The sequence below is a fragment of the Streptomyces sp. NPDC101118 genome (assembly GCF_044759445.1).
Taxonomy (GTDB): Bacteria; Actinomycetota; Actinomycetes; order Streptomycetales; family Streptomycetaceae; genus Streptomyces.
The window spans coordinates 35,171-55,525 of the sequence record NZ_JBIVZG010000021.1 but is presented as its reverse complement, the minus strand read 5'-3'; the positions used below and the strand labels follow the sequence as shown (position 1 = coordinate 55,525).

21 protein-coding genes and 1 pseudogene are annotated in these 20,355 nt (G+C 73.0%); 10 read left to right on the top strand and 12 right to left on the bottom strand.

Annotation, left to right across the window (positions count from 1 at the left end; all coding sequences use genetic code 11):
- Positions 1-3: 3 nt before the first annotated feature.
- From ACIQUQ_RS28220 to ACIQUQ_RS28210, 3 genes are all read right to left on the bottom strand, one after another.
- Positions 4-1,338, bottom strand: a complete 1,335-nt coding sequence (locus tag ACIQUQ_RS28220; protein WP_403981265.1) for an ABC transporter substrate-binding protein — start codon at positions 1,336-1,338, stop codon at positions 4-6.
- 138 nt (positions 1,339-1,476) lie between these two features.
- Entirely contained in the window at positions 1,477-3,159 is a 1,683-nt protein-coding gene (locus ACIQUQ_RS28215) for a glycoside hydrolase family 13 protein (protein WP_403981262.1), read from the bottom strand.
- A 249-nt stretch (positions 3,160-3,408) separates the two neighbouring features.
- A complete protein-coding gene (locus tag ACIQUQ_RS28210) occupies positions 3,409-4,683 on the bottom strand; it encodes an ABC transporter substrate-binding protein (RefSeq protein ID WP_403981259.1) in 1,275 nt (424 codons plus the stop codon).
- Between the two features lie 170 nt (positions 4,684-4,853).
- Here ACIQUQ_RS28210 and ACIQUQ_RS28205 point away from each other — a divergent pair, with 170 nt between their 5' ends.
- The 4 genes from ACIQUQ_RS28205 to ACIQUQ_RS28190 all read left to right on the top strand — a co-directional run bounded on the left by ACIQUQ_RS28205 (position 4,854) and on the right by ACIQUQ_RS28190 (position 9,498).
- Positions 4,854-5,360, top strand: a complete 507-nt coding sequence (locus ACIQUQ_RS28205) for a PadR family transcriptional regulator (protein WP_403981256.1) — start codon at positions 4,854-4,856, stop codon at positions 5,358-5,360.
- Positions 5,357-6,124, top strand: a complete 768-nt coding sequence (locus tag ACIQUQ_RS28200) for an ABC transporter ATP-binding protein (protein ID WP_403981253.1) — start codon at positions 5,357-5,359, stop codon at positions 6,122-6,124. The genes ACIQUQ_RS28205 and ACIQUQ_RS28200 overlap by 4 nt, the downstream gene beginning before the upstream one ends.
- Before the next feature lie 2 nt (positions 6,125-6,126).
- Positions 6,127-8,478 (top strand): FtsX-like permease family protein, encoded by a 2,352-nt coding sequence (locus ACIQUQ_RS28195; protein WP_403981250.1) that lies wholly within the window; start codon positions 6,127-6,129, stop codon positions 8,476-8,478.
- Between the two features lie 648 nt (positions 8,479-9,126).
- Positions 9,127-9,498, top strand: coding sequence for a hypothetical protein (locus tag ACIQUQ_RS28190; RefSeq protein WP_403981248.1), 372 nt, complete (start codon positions 9,127-9,129; stop codon positions 9,496-9,498).
- Positions 9,499-9,561: 63 nt separating this feature from the next.
- Here the strand turns inward: ACIQUQ_RS28190 and trxA are convergent, their stop codons facing one another.
- Positions 9,562-9,888 (bottom strand): thioredoxin, encoded by a 327-nt coding sequence (gene trxA, locus ACIQUQ_RS28185; protein WP_403981245.1) that lies wholly within the window; start codon positions 9,886-9,888, stop codon positions 9,562-9,564.
- Positions 9,889-10,022: 134 nt separating this feature from the next.
- Positions 10,023-10,445, bottom strand: a complete 423-nt coding sequence (locus ACIQUQ_RS28180; RefSeq protein WP_403981243.1) for an arsenate reductase ArsC — start codon at positions 10,443-10,445, stop codon at positions 10,023-10,025.
- An 89-nt stretch (positions 10,446-10,534) separates the two neighbouring features.
- Here ACIQUQ_RS28180 and ACIQUQ_RS28175 point away from each other — a divergent pair, with 89 nt between their 5' ends.
- Together ACIQUQ_RS28175 and ACIQUQ_RS28170 are read left to right on the top strand one after the other, a co-directional pair.
- Positions 10,535-10,849, top strand: coding sequence for an ArsR/SmtB family transcription factor (locus ACIQUQ_RS28175; protein WP_403981240.1), 315 nt, complete (start codon positions 10,535-10,537; stop codon positions 10,847-10,849).
- Between the two features lie 37 nt (positions 10,850-10,886).
- Positions 10,887-11,684 carry an aquaporin gene (locus ACIQUQ_RS28170; protein ID WP_403981237.1) on the top strand — a complete coding sequence of 266 codons (798 nt, stop codon included), beginning with the start codon at positions 10,887-10,889 and terminating at the stop codon, positions 11,682-11,684.
- A gap of 93 nt (positions 11,685-11,777) precedes the next feature.
- On the opposite strand, the gene ACIQUQ_RS28165 is transcribed toward ACIQUQ_RS28170, so the two are convergent.
- The 3 genes from ACIQUQ_RS28165 to ACIQUQ_RS28155 all read right to left on the bottom strand — a co-directional run bounded on the left by ACIQUQ_RS28165 (position 11,778) and on the right by ACIQUQ_RS28155 (position 13,026).
- Complete coding sequence (locus tag ACIQUQ_RS28165; RefSeq protein ID WP_403981459.1) at positions 11,778-12,251, bottom strand: GNAT family N-acetyltransferase; 474 nt, start codon at positions 12,249-12,251, stop codon at positions 11,778-11,780.
- A gap of 16 nt (positions 12,252-12,267) precedes the next feature.
- The gene (locus ACIQUQ_RS28160) at positions 12,268-12,597 is read right to left on the bottom strand and encodes an ArsR/SmtB family transcription factor (protein ID WP_403981234.1); all 330 of its coding nucleotides are present in this window, start codon (positions 12,595-12,597) and stop codon (positions 12,268-12,270) included.
- A 63-nt stretch (positions 12,598-12,660) separates the two neighbouring features.
- Complete coding sequence (locus ACIQUQ_RS28155) at positions 12,661-13,026, bottom strand: ArsR/SmtB family transcription factor (protein ID WP_403981231.1); 366 nt, start codon at positions 13,024-13,026, stop codon at positions 12,661-12,663.
- Between the two features lie 280 nt (positions 13,027-13,306).
- Here ACIQUQ_RS28155 and ACIQUQ_RS28150 point away from each other — a divergent pair, with 280 nt between their 5' ends.
- Positions 13,307-14,674: an NAD(P)-binding domain-containing protein gene (locus ACIQUQ_RS28150; protein WP_403981229.1), complete on the top strand. Its 1,368-nt coding sequence runs from the start codon at positions 13,307-13,309 to the stop codon at positions 14,672-14,674.
- A gap of 1 nt (position 14,675) precedes the next feature.
- On the top strand, positions 14,676-15,899 hold the full coding sequence (locus tag ACIQUQ_RS28145; RefSeq protein ID WP_403981226.1) for an MFS transporter: 1,224 nt from the start codon (positions 14,676-14,678) through the stop codon (positions 15,897-15,899).
- A 137-nt stretch (positions 15,900-16,036) separates the two neighbouring features.
- Here ACIQUQ_RS28145 and ACIQUQ_RS28140 read toward each other — a convergent pair.
- Positions 16,037-16,311: pseudogene (locus tag ACIQUQ_RS28140) on the bottom strand (TSUP family transporter); the annotation flags it as partial.
- Positions 16,312-16,758: 447 nt separating this feature from the next.
- Between ACIQUQ_RS28140 and ACIQUQ_RS28135 the strand changes: the two are divergent.
- On the top strand, positions 16,759-18,387 hold the full coding sequence (locus ACIQUQ_RS28135) for a phospholipase D family protein (protein WP_403981223.1): 1,629 nt from the start codon (positions 16,759-16,761) through the stop codon (positions 18,385-18,387).
- Between the two features lie 164 nt (positions 18,388-18,551).
- Here ACIQUQ_RS28135 and ACIQUQ_RS28130 read toward each other — a convergent pair whose 3' ends face one another.
- Both ACIQUQ_RS28130 and ACIQUQ_RS28125 read right to left on the bottom strand, forming a co-directional pair.
- Positions 18,552-18,725 carry a CsbD family protein gene (locus tag ACIQUQ_RS28130; RefSeq protein WP_403981221.1) on the bottom strand — a complete coding sequence of 58 codons (174 nt, stop codon included), beginning with the start codon at positions 18,723-18,725 and terminating at the stop codon, positions 18,552-18,554.
- A 298-nt stretch (positions 18,726-19,023) separates the two neighbouring features.
- On the bottom strand, positions 19,024-19,422 hold the full coding sequence (locus tag ACIQUQ_RS28125; protein ID WP_403981219.1) for a nuclear transport factor 2 family protein: 399 nt from the start codon (positions 19,420-19,422) through the stop codon (positions 19,024-19,026).
- 216 nt (positions 19,423-19,638) lie between these two features.
- Here ACIQUQ_RS28125 and ACIQUQ_RS28120 point away from each other — a divergent pair, with 216 nt between their 5' ends.
- Complete coding sequence (locus ACIQUQ_RS28120) at positions 19,639-19,839, top strand: CsbD family protein (protein ID WP_403981217.1); 201 nt, start codon at positions 19,639-19,641, stop codon at positions 19,837-19,839.
- Between the two features lie 99 nt (positions 19,840-19,938).
- Here the strand turns inward: ACIQUQ_RS28120 and ACIQUQ_RS28115 are convergent, their stop codons facing one another.
- Positions 19,939-20,280, bottom strand: coding sequence for a plasmid stabilization protein (locus ACIQUQ_RS28115; protein WP_403981215.1), 342 nt, complete (start codon positions 20,278-20,280; stop codon positions 19,939-19,941).
- Positions 20,281-20,355 lie beyond the last annotated feature (75 nt).

Below are 20,355 nucleotides of genomic sequence, written 5' to 3'. Positions count from 1 at the left end.
GCCTCAGTTCCCGTACGCCTTGGCGGCTTCGGCCTCGAGCCTGGCGGCCGTGCCCTGCGGGTCCGACGGGTCTCGGAGGAAGTCCTGGAGGAGCTTCCACTCGCCGGCTCCCTTGGTGCCGCCGAAGGCGGCCGGTGCCTGGTCGGACATGTCGAAGCGGACGGAGTCGCCGGCTTCGACGAGGGAGCGGGCGGTGTTGCGGGTGGTGTCGTCGGCGTAGGCACCGGGGTCGACCTTGCCGTTCGGGGAGAGGAAGCCGCCGGCACCGGCCCAGATCGCGGCGGCCTCGGGGCCGGCCAGGAATTCGAGCAGCGCCATGCCGGCCTTGGGGTTCTTGCCCTGCTTGAGGACGACTGCGGCGTCTCCGCCGCTGACGACGGGGGCCTTGCCGCCGTCGACGCCGGGGAACGGGAAGAACTTGGCGTCCTTGCCGGGCGTCCTGCCGAACTGGTCCTTGGCGACGCCGCCGACGAAGTCGCCCTCGTAGACCATGCCGGCCTTGGGCCGGGGGCCGAAGACGTGCTCGACGGAGGTGGGGAAGTCGGTCTGGAGGGCCGTCTGGGCACCCCCGGCGACGAGCTGCTTGTCCTTGAACAGTTCGCCGAGGCTGGTCAGGGCCCGTACGACGCTGCCGTCGGTCCACTTGATCTTGTGCTGGGCGAGCTGGTCGTACTTCTCGGGACCGGCCTGGGAGAGGTAGATGTTCTCGAACCAGTCGGTGAGGGTCCAGCCGTCCTCGCCGGCTATCGCGAAGGCCGGGCGGCCGGAGTCGGCGAGGGTGCGGCCGGCCTTCAGCAGGTCGGCGTAGCTCGTGGGCTCGGTGACGCCGGCCTGGGTGAAGGCGTCGGGGGCGTACCAGACGGTGGACTTGTGCGCGGCCTTGAAGTACAGGCCGTAGTAGGTGCCTTCGACGGTTCCGTAGTTGCGCCAGACGGGGGCGAGGGTGTCGCCCGCGGTCTTCGCGGTCTCCTCGGACAGGGGCTGGAGCCAGCCCTCCTTGGCGAACTGCTGCAGGACTCCCACCTGCGGGACCATCACGACGTCCGGCGCGTTGCCGCCTTCGATCTTGCTGCCGACGAAGGTGGAGACGTTGTCTCCGGAGGGCACGAAAACGGTCGTGGCGCCGGTCTCGGCGGAGAAGGCCTCCAGGACCTTCTTGAAGTTCTTCTGCTCGCTGCCGGTCCAGACACCGGCCACGGTGACGGTCTGGCCGCTGAGCTCGCCGCCGCTCGACGAGGGACCGGCGGTGCCGCCGCAGGCCGTGGCGGTGAGGGCGAGTACGAGGGCGGTCGTGGCGGTGAGCGCCGTACGCCGGGCGGTCTTGGCGGGTCGTCGCATGAGGGGGTCCCTTTCGAGGAGTCTGGGCTGGAGACGGTGCGGGAGGCGGGAGGCGGAAGGCGGGAGGCGGGAGACAGGAGGCGGAAGAAGGGAGGCGGCGGGGACGGCCGGCGGGCGGAAGGCCGCCCCCGCGCCGGATCAGGGGGCCGGGAACTCCCCGGTCCACCAGGCGGCGGTCGCCGCGGGCAGGACCCCGTCCGGGCAGGGGCCGCTGGCCAGCAGCGGGGACCCGGAGACGGGGGCGGGCATCGGCTCGGTGCCGAAGTTGACTGCGCAGACCAGGCCGTCGCCACGGACGACGGCGAGGACCTGCGGCGGCGTGTCCAGCCAGCGCAGGGTGCCGTCGCCGAGCTGCGGCAGGCTGCGCCGCAGTTGGAGGCCGTCGCGGTAGAGGTGCCAGAAGGAGCGGGTGTCGGCGAGGGCGCGGTCGGTGGCGTGCTCGGCGAACCAGGCGGGCTGCGGCAGCCATGGCCTGGCGCCGTCCGGGGCCCGGGTGAAGCCGAAGGGGGAGGCGTGCCCGGACCAGGGCAGCGGCACCCGGCAGCCGTCCCGGACGTGCTTGCGGCTGCCGGTGCGGCGGAATATCGGGTCGGTCAGGACCTCGTCGGGCAGGTCGAGGACTTCGGGGAGGCCGAGCTCCTCGCCCTGGTAGACGTACGCGGCCCCGGGGAGGGCGAGCATCAGCAGGGCGGCGGCGCGGGCGCGGGCGGCTCCCAGCCCGCTGCCCTCGACGCCGGGCTCACCCGCGTAGCGGGTGACCGTGCGGACCTGGTCGTGATTGTTGAGGACCCAGGTGACGGTGGAGCCCGTGCCGGCGATGTCCCGCATGGCCTCGGAGATCGTCGAGCGGAAGGCGTCCGCGTCCCAGGGGGCGCTGAGCAGGTCGAAGAAGAACGCCTGGTGGAGTTCGTCGGGGCGTACGTACTCGGCGTGCTCGCGGGCGGTGGGCACCGAGACCTCGCCGACCAGGAGCCGCTCGTGGCCGTCGCGGGCGGTGTACTCCTCGCACACGGCGCGCCAGCGGCGCCACACGCCGTGGACCTCGGGCCGGTTCCAGGCGAGCTGGTTGACGGCGTCGCGGGCCCGCTCGTCCGCCCCGGGGTCGTCGGAGTCGGGCAGGTCCGGGTGCTTGAACAGGCCGGCGGCGACATCGATGCGGAAGCCGTCGACACCACGGTCCAGCCAGAACCGCAGCACCCGCTCGAACTCGTCGCCGACGGCCGGGTTCCGCCAGTTCAGGTCGGGCTGCTCGGGCGTGAACAGGTGCAGATACCACTCGCCGGGGGTGCCGTCCGGGCCGGTGGTCCGGCTCCAGGCGGGGCCGCCGAACATGGCGCGCCAGTTGTTCGGCGGCTCGGCGCCCTCCGGGCCGCGGCCGGGGGCGAAGTGGAAGCGGGAGCGGGCCGCGCTTCCGGGGGCGGCGGCGAGCGCCTCGAGGAACCAGGGGTGCTCGGCGGAGCAGTGGTTGGGGACGATGTCGAGCAGGACCCGGAGGCCGAGGCGGCGGGCGTCCGCCATCAGACGGTCGAATTCGGCGAGGTCGCCGTAGACGGGGTCGACGCCGCAGTAGTCGGCGACGTCGTAGCCGTGGTCGTGCTGCGGCGAGGGGTAGAAGGGGCTGAGCCAGATGCCGTCGACACCGAGCTTCCTGAGGTAGGGCAGGCCGGCCCGGACGCCGGCCAGGTCGCCGATGCCGTCCCCGGTGCTGTCGAGGAAGCTGCGGACGTAGACCTGGTAGATCACCGCGTCGCGCCACCATGCACCGTGGGCGGTGGTACTGCGGGAGGGGAGGCCTGAGTCGGCCGGAAGGGTGCTGAGCATCTCGCGTCGACCTGTTTCTGCTGAATGCGAGAGCGCCCTGATCGAGCGCTGTTATGCATGCATGTTAAGTAGCAGCGACCGGAAGGTGTCAACGGTGTGTCCTGAACTGACGGTCAAGATGGGCGCTTTGCGCAGATAAGTGATGCGATGTGCCACGCAATGCGCGAAGAGCACCTACTTAACATGTAAGTAGGCGCTCTGAGGGGGGTACGGACGATGGGGAGCGTTCGCCGGACGGGCCGGCCGCGGTCAGCCCTTGCGGGCCGGAGCCTCGAGCTCGCGCGCCAGCCGCGCGACGGCCTGCTCGGGCGTCTGGCGCAGCGCCAGCAGGTCCTGTGCCACGGCCTGCACCGCGATGCTCACCTGGTCGTAGCGCGGACTCTTGGGCCGCGGCACCGCCGACAACACGCTCTCGCGGAGCGTCGGCAGGTACGGGTACGCACGCACCAGCTCGGGGTCCTCGTACAGTGCGGCACGCACCGGCGGCAGCGAGCCCTCCGTGAGGACCTTGCGCTGCACCGGTTCGCTGGTGAGATAGGAGATCAGGTCGGCTGCCGACGCGGGATGCCGCGAACGGCTGCTGACCGCGAGGTTGGAGCCGCCCAGCACGCTGGTGCCCGGCCCGTCGGGCCCGGGCAGCGGTACGACGCCGAACCGGCCCGCGACCTTCGAGTCCGGCGTGCTCGCGTCCGCGTACACGTACGGCCAGTTCCGCAGGAAGAGCAGCCGGCCGTCCTGGAACGCCCGCCGCGACTCCTCCTCCTTGTAGCCGAGCGCGTCGCGGGGGATCCAGCCCTGCTGCACGCCGTCGGCAAGGAACCGCAGCCCGGCCCGCGCGGCGGGCGAGTCGACGGCCACCTGCGCGCCGTCGTCGCGCAGGACGGCCCCGCCGGCCGAGTGCACGGCCTCGGTGACGTTGACGGTGAGCCCCTCATAGGGGAGGAACTGCCCCGCGTAGCCGTCGAGCCCGTGCCGCGGGGCTATCTCGGCCGCCTGCCGGGCCAGCTCCGCCCAGGTGCCCGGCGGCTTCTCGCCTTCCTGCTCCAGGATGTCCTTCCGGTAGTAGAGCAGTCCGGCGTTCGTGACGTACGGGACGGCGTACAGCCGGCCCTCGAAGGTGGCCGTGTCGACGACCGGGCGCAGGAAGGACTCCAGCGGGAAGCGGTCGCGCGCCAGCGGGGAGATCCAGCCGGCCGCGGCGAACTCGGAGGTCCAGGCGACGTCGATGTTGAGGACGTCGAAGCGGCTGCTGCCCGAGCGCAGTTCGCTGGTCATCTGGGCGCGGGTCTCGTCCGCGGAGTCGGGCAGCTCGACGAGCGTGACGCGCTCGCCGGGGTGCTGCTCGTTCCACGCGCCGAGCAGCGGGGACAGGTAGTCGGTCAGGTCGCCGGCCGTCGCGAGCGTCAGGGGCCCGCGGGCCGCCGGGTCCGCGCCGGCACCGCCGCGGGCGCCGAAGCCGGCGTATCCCGCGACCACCACAGCCGCGACCAGGAGAGCCCTGCCCGCGGCACGCATCCACCGCACAGGTTCCTCCCAGTACACGATCCGGCTGCGCCGCCGACCAGTACGGCCTATATATACCTGTTAGGCATGGGCGATACTAGACGTCCATGCAGGGCGGGGCGGGCGGCGGTGCCACCGAACCGCTGCAGGAGTCAACGGTTGGCTACGGTGCGGGAAGGAGGGGGGAGCGCGTGCGTCTGCCGCTCCTGGCACTCCTGACCCGCGGCCCCGCCCACGGCTACGAGCTGAAGCAGGACCTTGAGAAGCTCCTGGGCGGAGCGTACCCTCAGCCGAACGTGGGCCAGATCTACGTCACCCTCGGCCGGCTGGAGAAGAGCGGTCTGATCGAGGGCGAGGACGTCGAGCAGTCGGGCCGGCCCAACAAGCGCACCTACCGGCTGACGGACGCCGGGCGCGAGGCAGTGCTCGCCTGGTTCGAGGACACCGCCGAGGAGCCCCGGGTTCGGGACGAGTTCTTCATGAAGCTCGCCCTCGCGCCGCAGTCGGGGATGGCCGATCCGATCGCGCTGATCAACCGGCAGCGGCGGCAGTACCTCAACACCATGCGGGACCTGTCGAAGCTGGCCGCGGCCGAGGACCGCGACAACAAGATCTCCCAACTGCTGATCGAGGGCGCCATGCTCCACCTCCAGGCCGACCTCGACTGGCTGGAACGCTGCCAGGAGGAGCTGGAATGAGCGACGCCGCCGCCGGCGCTCCTGCCGCGCCCATCGTGCGCGCCGAGGGCCTGACCAAGACGCACCACGGCGAAGGCGCCCCCGTACACGCCGTGCGCGGGGTGGACCTGACCGTCCGGCCGGGTGAGTTCGTCGCAGTGACCGGGCCCTCCGGGGCCGGGAAGTCCACGCTGCTGCACCTCATCGGCGGCCTCCAGCACCCGGACGGCGGGAAGCTGTGGATCGGCGGGCAGCGCGTCGACACCTTCCGCGAGGCCCGCTGGGCGGTCCTGCGACGCCGCAGCATCGGCGTCGTCTTCCAGTTCTTCAACCTGGTGTCCAACCTGACCGTCGCCGACAACGTCGAACTGCCCGCCCTCTTGGCGGGTGCCTCGCCGAAGGCCGCACGCGACTCCCGGGCCGAACTGCTCGCCGAACTCGGCCTGGAGGGCCGCGAGCGGGCGATGCCCGGCGAGCTGTCCGGCGGCGAACAGCAGCGGGTCGCCCTCGCCCGAGCGCTCGTGAACCACCCCGCGCTGCTCCTGGCCGACGAGCCGGCCGGCAGCCTCGACAGCAAGGGCACCCGCGAGGTGCTGCGCCTGCTCTCCCGCTTCCACCAGCGCGGCCAGACGATCCTGCTGGTGACGCACGACGCGCGCATGGCCAGCGCCGCCGACCGTGTCATCAGCTTCTTCGACGGGCGCATAGCCGACGACGCCCGGCTCGCCGACGAGCGCCGCGCGGAGCCCGGCGGCGTATCCCGCGTCCTCGACCTGAGGAAGTGACCGTGCGGGCCACGCTGCGCTGGGCGCACGCCGACTTCCGCGCACACCGCGGCCAAGCCCTCTTCGTCGTCCTCGCCAGTGCCGGGATCATCGCCTCGCTGCTGCTGGCCGGTGCCCTCTTCGGGTACGCCGCGAACCCCTGGCAACGGATCTTCAACCAGTCCCAGGGCGCGCACGTCTGGCTGCACACCCGCCCCGCGGCCGATGCACCGGCCGGCGCGGACGCCGCCGACGCGGAGGCGTTGTCAGGACTGGACGGGGTCACCGCGCTGTCGGGGCCGTTCCGCACCGCGGCCGCGACCGCCGAGTCGCGCGGCACGCGAGCCCCGCTGACGCTGCGCGCGGCCGGGACGGAACCGCCGCAGACCGGCCGGCCGCTCGTCACCGCGGGCACCTGGCTGACCGGGCCCGAGGACGGAGGCCCGGCCGGCGCCCTCGTCCTGGAGCGCTCCCTCGCGCGGGCGTTGTGGGCCGAGCCGGGTGACGCCGTACGCATCACCGGGCCGGACGGCACCCCGCACACCCTGCGGGTGGCCGGGATCGCCGAGACAGCCGAGCCCCGCTACCGGACCGGCGGCGCGCCCGGCCTCGGCTGGGTGTCCTCCGCCACGCTCGACGCGGTCGCGGCCGGGCAGGTCGGGCAGAGCGTCGGCCTGCGCCTGGCGGACCCCGCCGACACCGACTTCACCGTGCAGCGCGCCGTGACGGTCCTCGGCGCCGACCGGGTGGCCCAGGTCGCCAAGTGGCAGCAGGCGCGGGCCGAGGCCGGCGGGGACGACCGGCTCCTCGGGCAGGTGCTCGCCGTCTTCGGGCTGGGTGCGCTCCTCGCGGCGGCACTCGCCGCGTCCGGGGCCATCGCCGCCCGGGTCCGGGGCCAGCTGCGGGACATCGCCGTCCTCAAGGCCATCGGGTTCACCCCCGGCCAGGTGACCCGCGGACTCCTCGCGCAACACCTCGCCTTCGCCGTCCTCGGAGTGGCCCTCGGCACGGCGGCGACCGCCCTGCTGGGAGCCCGGATACCGGGCCGCATCGGGGAGGCCGCGAAGATGTGGCCGGACCTGCCGGGCCACACCGTGCTGATGATCGGCATCCCGTGCGGTGCGGTGCTGCTGATCGCGGCCGCCACCGGGCTGTCGGCGTGGCGGGCCGGGCGCGTACCGCCGGTGCCGGTGGCACGGGCGGCGCTGCCGTCCGCGGCACCGATGACGGCGCTGGGCCGGCGGGCGCTCGGCATGCGGATGCCGCCCGCGCTGGTGCTGGGCTGGCGCGCGGCGTTCCCGCGGCGCGGCAGGACGCTCGCCGCGGTGGCCCGGCTCGCCCTGCCGCTGGCCCTGGTCACCGTAGCCCTGGTCGCGTGGTCGACTCTGGAACAGTTCCGCAGCCGGCCCGCGCAGGTCGGCCCGGCGGCGGCGCCGACCGTGCGGTCCCAGCAGTCCACCGGGCCTTCCGACGCCGAGGCCGAGCGGCTGCTGGCGGGCGTCCCCGGCGTCGCCTCGGTCCATCCGGGCGCCGAGATGGCGGCGCTCGTGCCGGGGCAGACGGGCACGATCACGCTCCGCGGACTGGGTACGGCCCGGGAGCCGTACCCGTCCGTGGTGGTGGAGGGCCGCGCGGCCGACGGACCCGACGAGGCCGTGGCCGGGCAGGGGCTGCTGGACCTCCTCGGAGTGCGGGTCGGGGACTGGGTGCGGATGACCGTCGAGGGACGGCCGCAGATCCTCCACGTCGTCGGCCGGACCATCGAGCCGGAGTCCGGCGGCCGGGTGATCACGACGACGATGGACGCGCTGCGCGAGCGGGACCCGCAGCTGCGACCCGACCACCACACCCTCGTGCTGCGCGACGGCGCCGACCCGCGGGAAGTCCGGGACGCCGTCGGCCGGGTCGCGGCAGGAGCACTGGAGGTCCGGGCGGGCTCCAGCCCCGTCGAGGGGCTGGAGCCGGCTCGTGCGGTGATCGCCGCCCTGGTCGCCGTGCTGGTCCTGATCGGGCTGACGGAAGTGCTGACGCTGGTCAGCACGGGCGTCCGGGACCGCGGCCGGGACCTGCTGGCGCTGAAGGCGATCGGGCTGACCCCCCGGCAGATCAGTGCGACGATCATGACGGCTGCCGGGCTGACCGCGCTGGCGGCCGCCCTGCTGGGGACGGCGGCGGGTGCCGTCGGCGGCACCCTGCTCGTGGACCTGCAGGCCGCATCGAGCGGCATCGGAGCCGGCATCGCCCGCCTGCCGCAGATGCCGGTGCTGGCCGCGCTCGTCGCCACGGCGGTGCTCGGCGCGGCGGCCGCTGCCGCCCTGCCGGCGACCCGTACGGCGCGCCGGCGCCTGGCGGACTCGCTCAGCGAAACCCTCTGAACCACGCACGCTTCCGTGACAGCCGTGGCAGCTCTGCACATCCGCGGCTGCCTCCTGAAGCGAAGCGGCGGCGAAGTCGCATCGTCTGCTCCGCGCCCTGTCACCCGCCGGGCAGGTCTCGCGCCGGTTGCGGCGGCTGCTGGAGAGCTCGTGCCGTGCGTGCCCGTCTCCGCCCGGGCTCGGCCGGCGGGGGCTGCATCCGGGCTCCGGATGTCCGTGCCCAGGGCAACCACTCCGCCGCGCTGGAGCGGTGGTGGGCGGCCTCGGGTACTCCGCGGGTGCGGCGGAGGGGTGGGGGCCGGCGCGCAGGGGGGGAGTGGCGCGCCGGCCCCCGGGCAGGGCCGCCGGGCACGGGGGGAACACGGCGGCCGTCTTTGGGGTTGCCGAGCCGCGCCGGTACGGGGTCCGGCCGCACAACGTCGGCGGTTGAATTGTAAAGCATGTTGCTGCCGGTACCCGTGGCGCCGATGCCGCGCCCTTGACCCGGCCCTGGGTGCGCCGGGCTCGGCCAGAGCCGGAGGACATGGCGCGCCCACCCGGCAAACGGCGGCCGGGGCACGCCTCACGCCCCCCACCCCGCGAGCGGGTTGCCCGGCCGCCACGGGGGCAGGCGCAGGGCCGGAAACGACGTGAACCAGGAGGCGCCCCATGGCCACCAGCCCGAAGTCACACCCCCGGCACGGCGAGGGTCCCAGCCGCCACGAAGGCACGGAGCAGCACGGCTGGGCGCAGGACGTCGACTCGACGCACACCCAGGACAACCCCAGCGCCCGGCGCTCGTTCGACACCCCGGAGAAGACCCCCGGCCGCGAGAGCCAGTCCCCGCCCGAGCCGGACGAGGGAGTCCCGGTCGAGAGCATGTCGACCAGAGGTGAAGAACACGCCCGGCGCGGCCAACAGGGCCACCACGACACGGGCCCTCGGGGCCGCTCCCAACGCCCCAGCGGCACGAAGGACGAATCGGCCTACACCGGCATCGGTACCGGGAAGAACCGGAAGAAGAGCCCCGGCGCGTCCTGAACTCCGCCCCCGACCGACCACCGCCGCCTTCGTGGCCGGGTGACGCGGCGGCGCGGGCCGGCCTCAGGCGCCGATGAACTCGCCCAGTTCCCGCACCAGTGCGGCCTTGGGCTTGGCGCCGACGATGGTCTTGCTGACCCGGCCGCCGACGAAGACGTTCATCGTCGGGATGGACAGGACGCCGTACGCGGCGGCGGTCTCCGGGTTCTCGTCGATGTTGAGCTTCACGATCTCGATCTTCTCGCCGTGCTCGGCGGCGATGGCTTCGAGGGAAGGGGCCACCTGGCGGCAGGGGCCGCACCAGGGAGCCCAGAAGTCGACGAGCACGGGCTTGCCGCTCTGCAGGACGTCCTCGATGAAGGACGCGTCGGTGACGTTCTTGAGGGCCATGATGTGGCCTCCTCTCGTGGAGTTGGTCGTTTACCGCGCGTCGGCGGGAGCGGCGAGGTACCGCTCGGCGCCGAAGCGCTCGGCCTGGGCCCGCATGTCCTCCGCGAGGACGTTGCGTATGCCCCCCGCCGCGCTCACGCCGCCGGTTCCGGGGCGATCTCCCCGATCAGGCCCTCGACGAGCTTCTTGATTTCGTCGCGGATCGGGCGGACGGACTCCACCCCCTGACCGGCCGGGTCCTCGAGCTTCCAGTCCAGGTAGCGCTTGCCCGGGAAGACGGGGCAGGTGTCGCCGCAGCCCATGGTGATGCACACGTCGGAGGCCTTCACCGCGTCGACGGTGAGGATCTTCGGGGTCTCCGCGGACATGTCGATGCCGACCTCACGCATCGCCTCGACGGCGGCGGGGTTGACCGAGTCGGCGGGGGCCGAGCCGGCCGAACGAACCTCGACGCGGTCGCCGGCGAGGTGGGACAGCCAGGCAGCTGCCATCTGGGAGCGCCCGGCGTTGTGCACGCACACGAACAGGACAGAAGGCTTGCCGGACTGCTCGGACATCAGACGTCTCTCTCGTCTCAAGGAAAAAGGAGCTCCGGAAGATCAGCTCCCAGTGGTGTCAGCCACCGCTGATGTGACAGTATCAGTCCATGATGACGTCAGTCGACACTGAACTGATCCGAGTCCTGGCGGACCCCCTCAGGCTCCGGATCGTGACCCTGCTGGCCCGCGAGACGCTGTGCACCACACACCTCGTGGAAGAGACCGGCGCCAAGCAGACCAACCTCTCCAACCACCTGAAGGTGCTGCGCGAGGCCGGGGTCGTGGAGACGGAGCCCTGCGGACGGTACATCTACTACCGCCTGCGCCCCGAAGTCATCGAAGGCATCGCCGGTCAGTTCGCCGACCTCGCCCGGACCGCGCGCGCCACCACCGAAGCGAACCTCAAGCGGGCCTGCCCGTAACCCGCTCTCAGCCTCACCTGCCCGAGGAGAACCTGCCTTGACCGTCACCGAGCCCGCCGGCGCCGCCCCCGCAGCGGCGTCCCCGACAGCCGCCGCCGACGCGCCCCAGCCCGCGCCCGGTGCGACCCCGCCCCGCACCCCGCTGACCGCCCGGGCCGCCGCCGAACTCGTGGGCACCGCCGCGCTGGTGGCGGTCGTGGTCGGCTCCGGCATCCAGGCCACCGAGCTGACCGACGACGTCGCGCTGCAGCTGCTGGCCAACTCCACTGCCACCGTGTTCGGCCTCGGCGTGCTGATCGCCCTGCTCGGCCCGGTCTCCGGCGCGCACTTCAACCCGGCGGTCACGCTGGCCGAGTGGTGGACCGCCCGCCGCGGCGGGGCGGGCGTCAACGCCCGCGAGCTGGCCGTGTACGTGCCTTCGCAGATCGTCGGCGCGATCGCGGGCGCGATCCTGGCGGACGCGATGTTCGGCGAGCCCCTGGTGAAGTGGTCCCAGCACGAACGCTCCGCCGGCAACCTCCTCCTCGGCGAGGTCGTCGCCACCGCGGGCCTGATCCTGCTGATCTTCGGCCTCGCGCGTACGGACCGCCTCCGCTTCGCCCCGGTCGCCGTGGCCTCGTACATCGGCGCGGCCTACTGGTTCACCTCCTCCACCTCCTTCGCGAACCCGGCCGTCACCATCGGCCGCGCGTTCACGGACACCTTCGCGGGCATCGCCCCCGGCTCGGTACCCGGCTTCATCGGCATGCAGCTGATCGGCATCGTGGTCGGCCTGGCCCTCGTGGCCGTCATCTTCATGCGCGGCAAGACCGAGCAGGACAACCCCGCGGCATGACGCAGCGCCACCACGTGGTGGTGATCGGCGTCGGCCGCACGGCACGCGCAGCGGCCCGCGAGATCGCGTAACTCCTCACCCCGGACGGCGAGCTCAGCTGATCCGAGGGCTCCGGCGCTCCAGCAGGACGACATCCCGCCACACGCCGTGGTGTCGGCCGATCCGCTCACGAGTCCCGATGATCCGGAATCCGGCCCGCTCGTGGAGGGCGAGGCTTGCGGCGTTCTGGGGGAAGATCCCGGACTGAATCGTCCAGATGCCCGCCGCTTCGGTCGACTCCACCAGGGCGGCGAGGAGCCGGCCCGCGACGCCGCGGCCGCGTGCGTCGGGGTGGACGTAGACGGAGTGCTCTACCACGCCCGCGTACGCGCACCGGTCCGAGACCGCGCTCGCCGCCACCCAGCCCAGCACCCGCCCGTCGTCGCCGAGGGCGACGAAGCGGTGGCCGGGCAGTTTGGCCCTGTCGAACACGCCCCAGTCGGGGGCCTGGCTCTCGAAGGTCGCGTTCCCCTCCTCGATTCCGGCCTGGTAGATGGCGAGCACCTGCTCGGCGTGCGCGGCCGTCATTGCGGCGATACGGATCTCAGCAGCCACCGGCGGTCGCCTCCTCGCCGAGGATCGCGCGGACGGCGCGGGGGAAGACGCTCTGGCAGGTGCGGTTGACCGAGTAGAGGGTGGAGGTGCCCTGGCGCTCGGCCAGGACGAACCGCACCTCGGCCAGGGTCTTGAGGTGGTGGGAGACCGTCGACTGGCCGACCTCGGCCCGCTCCACGATCTCGCCCACGCTCATGGCCCGGCCTTCGCCGGCCAGAAGGTGCAGCAGGCGCACGCGGGTGGGGTCGGCCAGGGCCTTGAACCAGCCCGCGTACAGGCGGGCGTCATCATCGCTGAGCACGAGCAGTACCCCCTTCATCGTTCATCGACGATAATCGATGAACGATGAAGACCGCCACCTTCGGCCTGGCCGAAAGAAGCTCTACGCCTCGCGGGCGGCACCGTTCAGGAGTGCACCCATGGCGGCGAGGACGGTGGGCTCGACCCGGTAGTACACCCACGTCCCGCGCCGCTCGGAGGACAGCAGCCCGGCCTCTTTGAGCTTCTTGAGGTGGTGGGAGACGGTGGGCTGGGAGACGCCGACGTCGGAGATGTCGCAGACGCACGCCTCTCCGCCCTCGTGGGAGGCGACGGCGGAGAACAGGCGCAGGCGTACGGGGTCCCCGAGGGCCTTGAACATCTTCGCGGCCGTCTCGGCCTCGTCGGCGGACATGGGGCGCTCGGTCAGCGGCGGGCAGCACGCGACCACGTCGGGCTCCAGGAGCGGCAGAACCTTCGCATTCGACACACGTCTATGTTGACACATGTCGAACCAAGCTGCGCCAGGTCGGTTCGGGCTTGGATGGGCGGCGTGGCGGTCCAGGCCCTCGGCACGCTCGGCCCGCCGGCCCTGAATTCGATGAATGTCTATGTTGACGTCTGTCGATGCAGCTGTCACGCTGATCGTGCAAGCCATCGACAAACGTCGAAACAGCCGGGAGTCGTCACCGTCACCGTCGGCGCCGGTTGCTGCTGACGACCCGGCCCCCGCCCCCCCGCCCACCCGCACCAAGCCCCGGAGACCTGCCATGAGCGAGAACACCACCGACCTGCCCATCGTCGTCATCGGGGCCGGCCCCGCCGGACTCGCAGCCGCCGCCCACCTCCTCGACCGCGGACTCACCCCGCTCGTCCTCGAAGCAGGTCCCCACGCCGGAGCAGCGGTGCGCGAGTGGTCGCACGTGCGGTTGTTCTCCCGCTGGGGCGAGGTGGTCGACCCCGCCGCCGAGAAGCTCCTCGCCCCGACCGGCTGGGTCAAGCCCGCCGAGGACACCTACCCCTCCGGCGGCGACTGGGCCGAGCAGTACCTCCAGCCGCTGGCCGACGTCCTGGGCGGCCAGGTCCGCTATGACGCCCGCGTCACCGGCGTCTCCCGTACCGGGCGCGACCGCATCGTCGACGCCGACCGCGAGGCCCAGCCCTTCGTCGTCCACTACGCCGGCGCAGACGGCCACGAGCAGCGGGTCCTGGCCCGCGCGGTCATCGATGCCTCCGGCACCTGGTCCACCCCGAGCCCGGCAGGCGGCAGCGGACTGGCGGCCCTGGGGGAGCGACAGGCCGCCGACGGCGTCACGTACCGCGTGCCCGACCTGAAGGACCCGGCCGTCCGGGCCCGTTACGCGGGCAAGCGCACCGCGGTCATCGGCTCCGGCGCCTCCGCCTTCACCGCCCTCGCCTACCTGGCCGACCTCGCCCAGGCCGACGACGGCACCGGCACCCACGCCACCTGGATCCTGCGCCGCGGCATCTCCGGCTCCACGTACGGCGGCGGCGAAGCCGACCAGTTGCCCGCCCGCGGCGCCCTGGGCCTCGCCGCGAAGGCAGCGGTCGACGGCGGCTACGCGGACGCGGTGACCGGCTTCCGCACCGACGCGGTCGAGCGTGACGGTGACGGCCGCCTGGTCCTCGTCGGCGAGGACGGCCGACGCCTGGACCCGGTCGACGAGGTGATCGTGCTGACCGGCTTCCGCCCCGACCTGTCCTTCCTGGACGAACTCCGCCTCGGCCTCGACGAGCGCCTCCAGGCCCCCGTCGCGCTCGCGCCCCTGATCGACCCCAACCAGCACTCGTGCGGCACGGTCTACCCGCACGGCGTGAACGAGCTCTCCCACCCGGAGAAGGACGTCTACCTGGTCGGCATGAAGTCCTACGGCCGCGCCCCGACCTTCCTCGCCATGACCGGCTACGAGCAGGTCCGCTCGGTCGCCGCCCACCTCGCCGGCGACCACGAGGCCGCCGAGCGCGTCGAACTCACCCTCCCCGAAACCGGGGTGTGCGGCGGCGCCGGCCTCTTCGACGAGCCCGAGGCCGCCGGGCAGAACGACGGTGGCGGCTGCTGCGCGACCCCGGCCGCCCTCACCATCGGCACCGCGCCGGCCGCCTCCGGCGGCTGCTGAGGTGACCGGTCTTCACAGCGGCGTGGCCGCGACCGGGACGGGGGTCCGGTCGCGGCCACGCGCCGTCCTGCCCGCCCTCTGCCTCACCCAGATCACCAGCTGGGGCATCGTCTACTACGCCTTCCTCGTCCTCAACCCGGCCATCACCGCCGACACCGGCTGGAGCACGGGGGCAACAACGGCCGCGTTCTCCGCCGCGCTCGTCATGTCGGCCGTCGCCGGCATCCACGTCGGGCGGGTTCTGGACCAGCGCGGGCCCCGCATGGTGATGACCGCCGGCTCCGTCCTCGGAGTGCTGAGCCTGCTGCTGATCGCGGCGGCTCCGAACCTGCCGGTCTTCTTCGCCGGGTGGCTGCTCGCGGGGGCGGCGATGGCCGCCGTCCTCTACCAGCCCGCGTTCGCCGCCCTCACCCGCTGGTGGGCCCCGGACCACGTCCGCGCCCTGACGGTCGTCACCCTGGCCGGCGGACTCGCCTCCACGGTCTTCGCGCCCCTGACCGCGGTTCTCGCCGGCCACCTGTCCTGGCGCGCGACCTACGTCGTGCTCGCTGGCGTCCTCGCGGCCCTGACCGTTCCGGCCCACGCCGTCGTCCTGAAGGCCCCCTGGCCGCCGGCCCCGCCGAGCCCGCCGCACGTGACCGGCGGCCACGAACAGGTCGTGCGCAGCCGGGCGTTCCGGGCGCTGGCCGTCACCTTCACCCTGTCCGCGTTCGCCATGTACGCCGTCGTCATCGGACTCGTCCCCCTCCTGATCGAACGCGGCCACACCACCACCCAGGCGGCGTGGGCCCTCGGTCTCGGCGGAGCCGGCCAGACCCTCGGCCGCACCCTGTACGCGACCCTCGCCCGCCACCTCGGCGTCACGGCCCGCACCGTCACCCTGATCGCCCTCGGCGCCCTCACCACCGCAGCCCTCGCGACGGTGGCCGGACCGTACGCCGTGCTCGTCGGCGTGTCCGTCCTGGCCGGGGTGGTGAGGGGCAACCTCACCCTCCTCCAGGCCACCGCCGTCACCGACCGCTGGGGCGCCACCCACTACGGCCGGCTCTCCGGACTCCTCGGCGCACCCGCCCACGCCGCCGCGGCACTCGCACCCTTCGCCGGCGCCCTCCTGGCCGGCCCCCTCGGCGGATATGCGCCGCTCTTCGTGCTGCTCGCCGCCCTGTCGGCCGTGGCTGCGGTCGTGGCTCTCGGCACTCGTCCCCCGGCCCAGGCGGCCGCGTGACGTCTGGTGCGTTCGTCCAGCCCGGAGGGGACACGGGTTCCCCATCCGGGCCATCCGCTGTGCCCGGCCACACCGGTCACAGGAGGGTGCCGATGGCGTAGAGGCCGCCGAGCACGGTCGCGAGCGTGCCGAGGAGCCACCCCGGGCAGGGTGCCCAGGACCAGCAGCCGTACCAGCGGCCCGCGCAGCGCGCCGTCGCGCCGGTAGCGCAGCAGGGCGCCGGGTCCGGCGACCACGTTGTAGAGAGGTTCGTGGGGGTGACGGCCGGATTGGGTACCGCGAACACGCTCAGCTGGACCGGCAGCAGGAACACCGCCCCGGACACGCCCACCGGCGAGGTCACCACCGCGATCAGCACCCCGACCGCAAAGCCGGCCGCCCCCAACCCCCACTCCACCCCTGGCCCCCGCATCGTCGCGGCCGTCCGTCCGGCCCTGCCCCGGAGCCTATGCAGGCCCGGAGGAGGGGGACCCGGCGGTTCATGAAATCTCTGCGTCGAATGCGGAGTCGAGCCCCGCTGAAGGTTGCCCCTCGGGCTCGCCCAGGCCCGGCAGCGCACCCCGCGTGCCATCGGCCACCGCGTCCACGAGGCCGTCGACCCCACCCGCAGCTACCCGGAGTGACGACGCAACCCGCTCCGGGCCGGCCCGCACCGGAGAAGGCTGACCGGGTCCCTGGCCCTCGATCCCGTCCCGTGCCCGCCGGCGCCCACGACGACGTCCTGCGGGACGGCAGGCCGGCGAGCTGCCGGCCGCGGCCGGCCCGCGGCGTCGGTGGACGGGCGCGCGGTTCGCCTCGGCGTGGGCTGAGGGCGTGCGCGGCCGGGCGGCGGGTAGGGGCGTGGTGGAGGGCCGATGCCGTGAGGTACGCCGACTGGTTCCTGGTATCCCGGGAACGCGGCAACACCGCCACGCGCCTGGACGAGCGCCGCCCTGACCGGGCGGCCTGGTGCGAGGGCAATGACGCACGGCCGCTGGTCCACGGCGCGGTGTACTTCGCGGAGCTCCTCGCCGGCATCAGCGCGATGCGCGCCGGTGACCTCCTCCTCTTCACCGACTGGCGCGGTGATCCCGACGAGCGGCTCGCCGGCCCCGGCACCGAGATCGGTGCCGTCCTGGCGCGGGCGGCCGCGCGGGGTGTCATCGTGAAGGGGCTGCTCTGGCGCTCCCACCTGGACAGCCTCCAGTTCAGCGAAGAGGAGAACCGCCACCTCGGCGAGGAGATCGAGCAGGCGGGCGGTGAGTGCCTGCTCGACATGCGGGTGCGACCCGGCGGTTCGCACCACCAGAAGATGGTGGTGCTGCGCCACCCCGGCCGTCCCGAGCTGGACGTCGCCTACGTCGGCGGGATCGACCTCTGCCACAACCGCAACGACGACGCCACCCACCGCGGCGACCGCCAGTCGCTGCCCATGGCCGACGCCTACGGTCCGCACCCGCCCTGGCACGACGTCCAACTGGCCCTCCGCGGACCGGTCGTCGGCGACGTCGAGGCCGTCTTCCGGGAACGCTGGGAGGACCCCTCACCCCTCAGCCGCAGCCCGCTCACCCGCCTGCGGGAACGGCTGCACCGGGAGGACGTCCGCGCGGACCGGCTCCCGCCGCAGACCCCCGACCCGGCACGTCGTGGCACGCACACCGTGCAGCTGCTGCGGACCTATCCGAACCGGCTGCTGCGCGGCTACCCCTTCGCCCCTGACGGCGAGCGCAGCATCGCCCGGGGCTACCTCAAGGCGCTGCGGCGGGCCCGCGCGCTGATCTACCTCGAAGACCAGTACCTGTGGTCCCCGCGGGTGGTGGCCTGCTTCGCCCGGGCACTGGCCACCCAGCCGCAGCTGCGGCTGATCGGCGTGATCCCGGCCGTCCCCGAGCAGGACGGCCGCCTCACCCTGCCCATGAACCTGATCGGGCGCATCACCGCCCTCGACACGCTGCGCCGCGTCGGCGGCGACCGGGTCGCGGTGTACGGCCTGGAGAACGATGCAGGGACCCCCGTCTACGTCCACGCCAAGGTCTGCGTGATCGACGACACGTGGGCCTCCATCGGCTCGGACAACGTCAACCTCCGCTCGTGGACGCACGATTCGGAACTCAGCTGTGCCGTCCTCGACCGGCGTACGGACCCCCGTCCGCCCCAGGACCCGGCCGGACTCGGTGACGGGGCGCGCGTCTTCGCCAGGGAGCTGCGCCTGGAGCTCATGCAGGAGCACCTGGACCTCGCGGCCGCCGCCCCGGGCACGGCCGGACAGCGGGCGCAGGACGCGCTGTGCGACCCCCTGGCCGCCTTCCGCGCCTTCGAGGAGTCCGCCGCCGCGCTGGACGCCTGGCACACGGGCGGCCGCCGTGGCCCGCGGCCGCCGGGCCGGCTGCGCAGGTACGTCCCCCCGGACCTGCCCTGGACGCAGCGGTTGCCGGCCACTCCGCTGCACCACGCCCTGGTCGACCCGGACGGCCGCCCGCTCAGGCTGCGCCGCCGCAACACCTTCTGAAAAAGCAGGGTCCTGCGGGTGCTGCTCCACCCCAAGGACCAAAGCGTCCAGGCCCCTTGAGTCGCGTGATCGGCCTTCGCAGCATCGGCCGGCGCAGGGCTGGGCCCCGGCGGAGGGGGAGTCGGCCGGGGCCCAGCGGTACGGCGGAACGTGCGCCGCGTGATCTAGTTGCGGAAGGTGTCCTTGACGTCCTCCTTGGCGTGGCGGGCGTTGCCCTTGACCTGCTCCGCGCGGCCTTCGGCCGTCATCCGCTCGTTGCCCAACGCGCGCCCCAGAGCCTCCTTCGCCTTGCCCTTCACCTGCTCGGCGATCGCCTTGCCCTTCTCCGTACCCGACATCGGGAACCTCCTGGTGACGTACCGGATTGGTCGTGACCGCTCATCTGCTCCCGATGACCGCCGACAAACCACCCTTCTGGCTCGCGACTTGCCGCCGGTTCCACTCGGGAGCCGGCCGGACCGCCCCGGATCCGGCCACGACGGACGGCCGAGGGGCCTGCGGATCCACGAGCGGCTACTGTCCCACTCGTTCGACCTGGGGATCTTCGTACAGGTCGTGAGGTCCTACGCCGAAGGGCGCCTGCCGGTCTCGGAGATCAAGGGACCGGCCTCGCCGCGGGCGTGCTGCCCCTGGCCTTCAGGCGGTCACGGTGTCGGCGTGCCGGTGGGCGACGCGCCAGGTGCCGTCTTCCCTGCGGTAGATCTGGGTGGCCCGCAGCGTATAGCTACGGGGCTCGCCGTCGACGGAGGCGGAGGTGTGTTCCAGGCCGATCGTGTACGCCATGTCGCCGCGGACGTCGTACGCCTGCAGCTCGTACCTGTACGACGTGCAGTCGGAGAACGAGTCCGCGAGGCCGGTGAAGAGGGCGTCGAGTTCGTCGCGGCCGATGGCGTTGCGCCAGGCGCCGAGCACGCTCACCGGCTCGGTGTGGGACCACAGCGCGCGCCGGGGGCCGGCGTCGCCGTTGTGCAGCGCGACCTCCGCCTCGTACAACGCGGTCCTGACCCACGCCAGAAAATCGTCATGATCGGACATACCTTCATCATGGCCCGGCGCGGCCGTGGGGGCAGCGCCGCCTGGCGTGGGCGGGGCTGCGTGAGGCGGATGGGCCTGTGGCCCCGGTGAAGGATCCCTCCGGCAGGGACCGGTACCACCGGACCGCCCGCCGCTCTGGCCCGCCGTGCGGCGCCCTTGAATCTGGCCTAGCTTGTCCACCGATAGACCGTTTCTTCGGAAAAGGGAGTGTTCTTCATGGCTGAGAAGGCCAAGGGCAAGATGGAGCAGGCGAAGGGCAAGGCGAAGGAGGTCGCCGGCAAGGCGACCGGCAACGAGCGCATGAAGGCCGAGGGCAAGACCGACCAGGTCAAGGGCAAGGCCCGCGAGGTGGCGGGCAAGGCCGAGGAGCAGGCCCGCGGGATCAAGGACTCCCTGCGTGACCGCCGCCGGCCCTGACCCCGCTCCACCCGCTCTGCGTACGGCAGGCCTCGGCGCGCGACGCGCCGAGGCCTGTCACCGCCCCGGTCCCTCACGGGCCCTGCGGCAGCGGCTGGGTCAGTGACCCAGGGCGTTCTTGAGTTGCTGCTTGGTCATGGTGGAGCGGCCGTCGATGCCGCGCTTCTTGGCCTCTTGGTAGAGCTCGTCCTTGGTTCGTTCCGATGAGCTGCTGCTGCCGCTGCTGCCACCGGACGACTTCTGGCCGCCGCGCTGGGAGGCGGACTTGCCCTGGGTGGAGCTGCGGCTGGCGGTCTTGCTCTCGCCGGAGCGGGCGCGCTCCTTGTTCACGGTCCGGGAGGCCATCTCCTTGGCGCGGGACTCGGACATGCCGCGCTTCTCACCGGATTCCTTGATGTGTTCGTACTGCCGTTCACGCTTGGCGCTGGATCCTCGGGGCATGACGCGAACCTTTCTCGGTTGACGGGGGACGTGGGCCCGGCGGACTCGGTGCGCACGTCTCCGGGGGCCGGTACC

What these genes read in the sequence shown, in the direction of transcription:
- trxA (WP_403981245.1), bottom strand. Translation starts at nt 9,888, where the DNA reads ATGGCCCTCAAGAACGTCACCGACGCGTCCTTCATCGAGGACGTCCTG.
- ACIQUQ_RS28215 (WP_403981262.1), bottom strand. Translation starts at nt 3,159, where the DNA reads ATGCTCAGCACCCTTCCGGCCGACTCAGGCCTCCCCTCCCGCAGTACC.
- ACIQUQ_RS28150 (WP_403981229.1), top strand. Translation starts at nt 13,307, where the DNA reads ATGAGCGAGAACACCACCGACCTGCCCATCGTCGTCATCGGGGCCGGC.
- ACIQUQ_RS28200 (WP_403981253.1), top strand. Translation starts at nt 5,357, where the DNA reads ATGAGCGACGCCGCCGCCGGCGCTCCTGCCGCGCCCATCGTGCGCGCC.
- ACIQUQ_RS28180 (WP_403981243.1), bottom strand. Translation starts at nt 10,445, where the DNA reads ATGTCCGAGCAGTCCGGCAAGCCTTCTGTCCTGTTCGTGTGCGTGCAC.
- ACIQUQ_RS28165 (WP_403981459.1), bottom strand. Translation starts at nt 12,251, where the DNA reads ATGACGGCCGCGCACGCCGAGCAGGTGCTCGCCATCTACCAGGCCGGA.
- ACIQUQ_RS28120 (WP_403981217.1), top strand. Translation starts at nt 19,639, where the DNA reads ATGGCTGAGAAGGCCAAGGGCAAGATGGAGCAGGCGAAGGGCAAGGCG.
- ACIQUQ_RS28130 (WP_403981221.1), bottom strand. Translation starts at nt 18,725, where the DNA reads ATGTCGGGTACGGAGAAGGGCAAGGCGATCGCCGAGCAGGTGAAGGGC.
- ACIQUQ_RS28115 (WP_403981215.1), bottom strand. Translation starts at nt 20,280, where the DNA reads ATGCCCCGAGGATCCAGCGCCAAGCGTGAACGGCAGTACGAACACATC.
- ACIQUQ_RS28160 (WP_403981234.1), bottom strand. Translation starts at nt 12,597, where the DNA reads ATGAAGGGGGTACTGCTCGTGCTCAGCGATGATGACGCCCGCCTGTAC.
- ACIQUQ_RS28190 (WP_403981248.1), top strand. Translation starts at nt 9,127, where the DNA reads ATGGCCACCAGCCCGAAGTCACACCCCCGGCACGGCGAGGGTCCCAGC.
- ACIQUQ_RS28220 (WP_403981265.1), bottom strand. Translation starts at nt 1,338, where the DNA reads ATGCGACGACCCGCCAAGACCGCCCGGCGTACGGCGCTCACCGCCACG.
- ACIQUQ_RS28175 (WP_403981240.1), top strand. Translation starts at nt 10,535, where the DNA reads ATGATGACGTCAGTCGACACTGAACTGATCCGAGTCCTGGCGGACCCC.
- ACIQUQ_RS28125 (WP_403981219.1), bottom strand. Translation starts at nt 19,422, where the DNA reads ATGTCCGATCATGACGATTTTCTGGCGTGGGTCAGGACCGCGTTGTAC.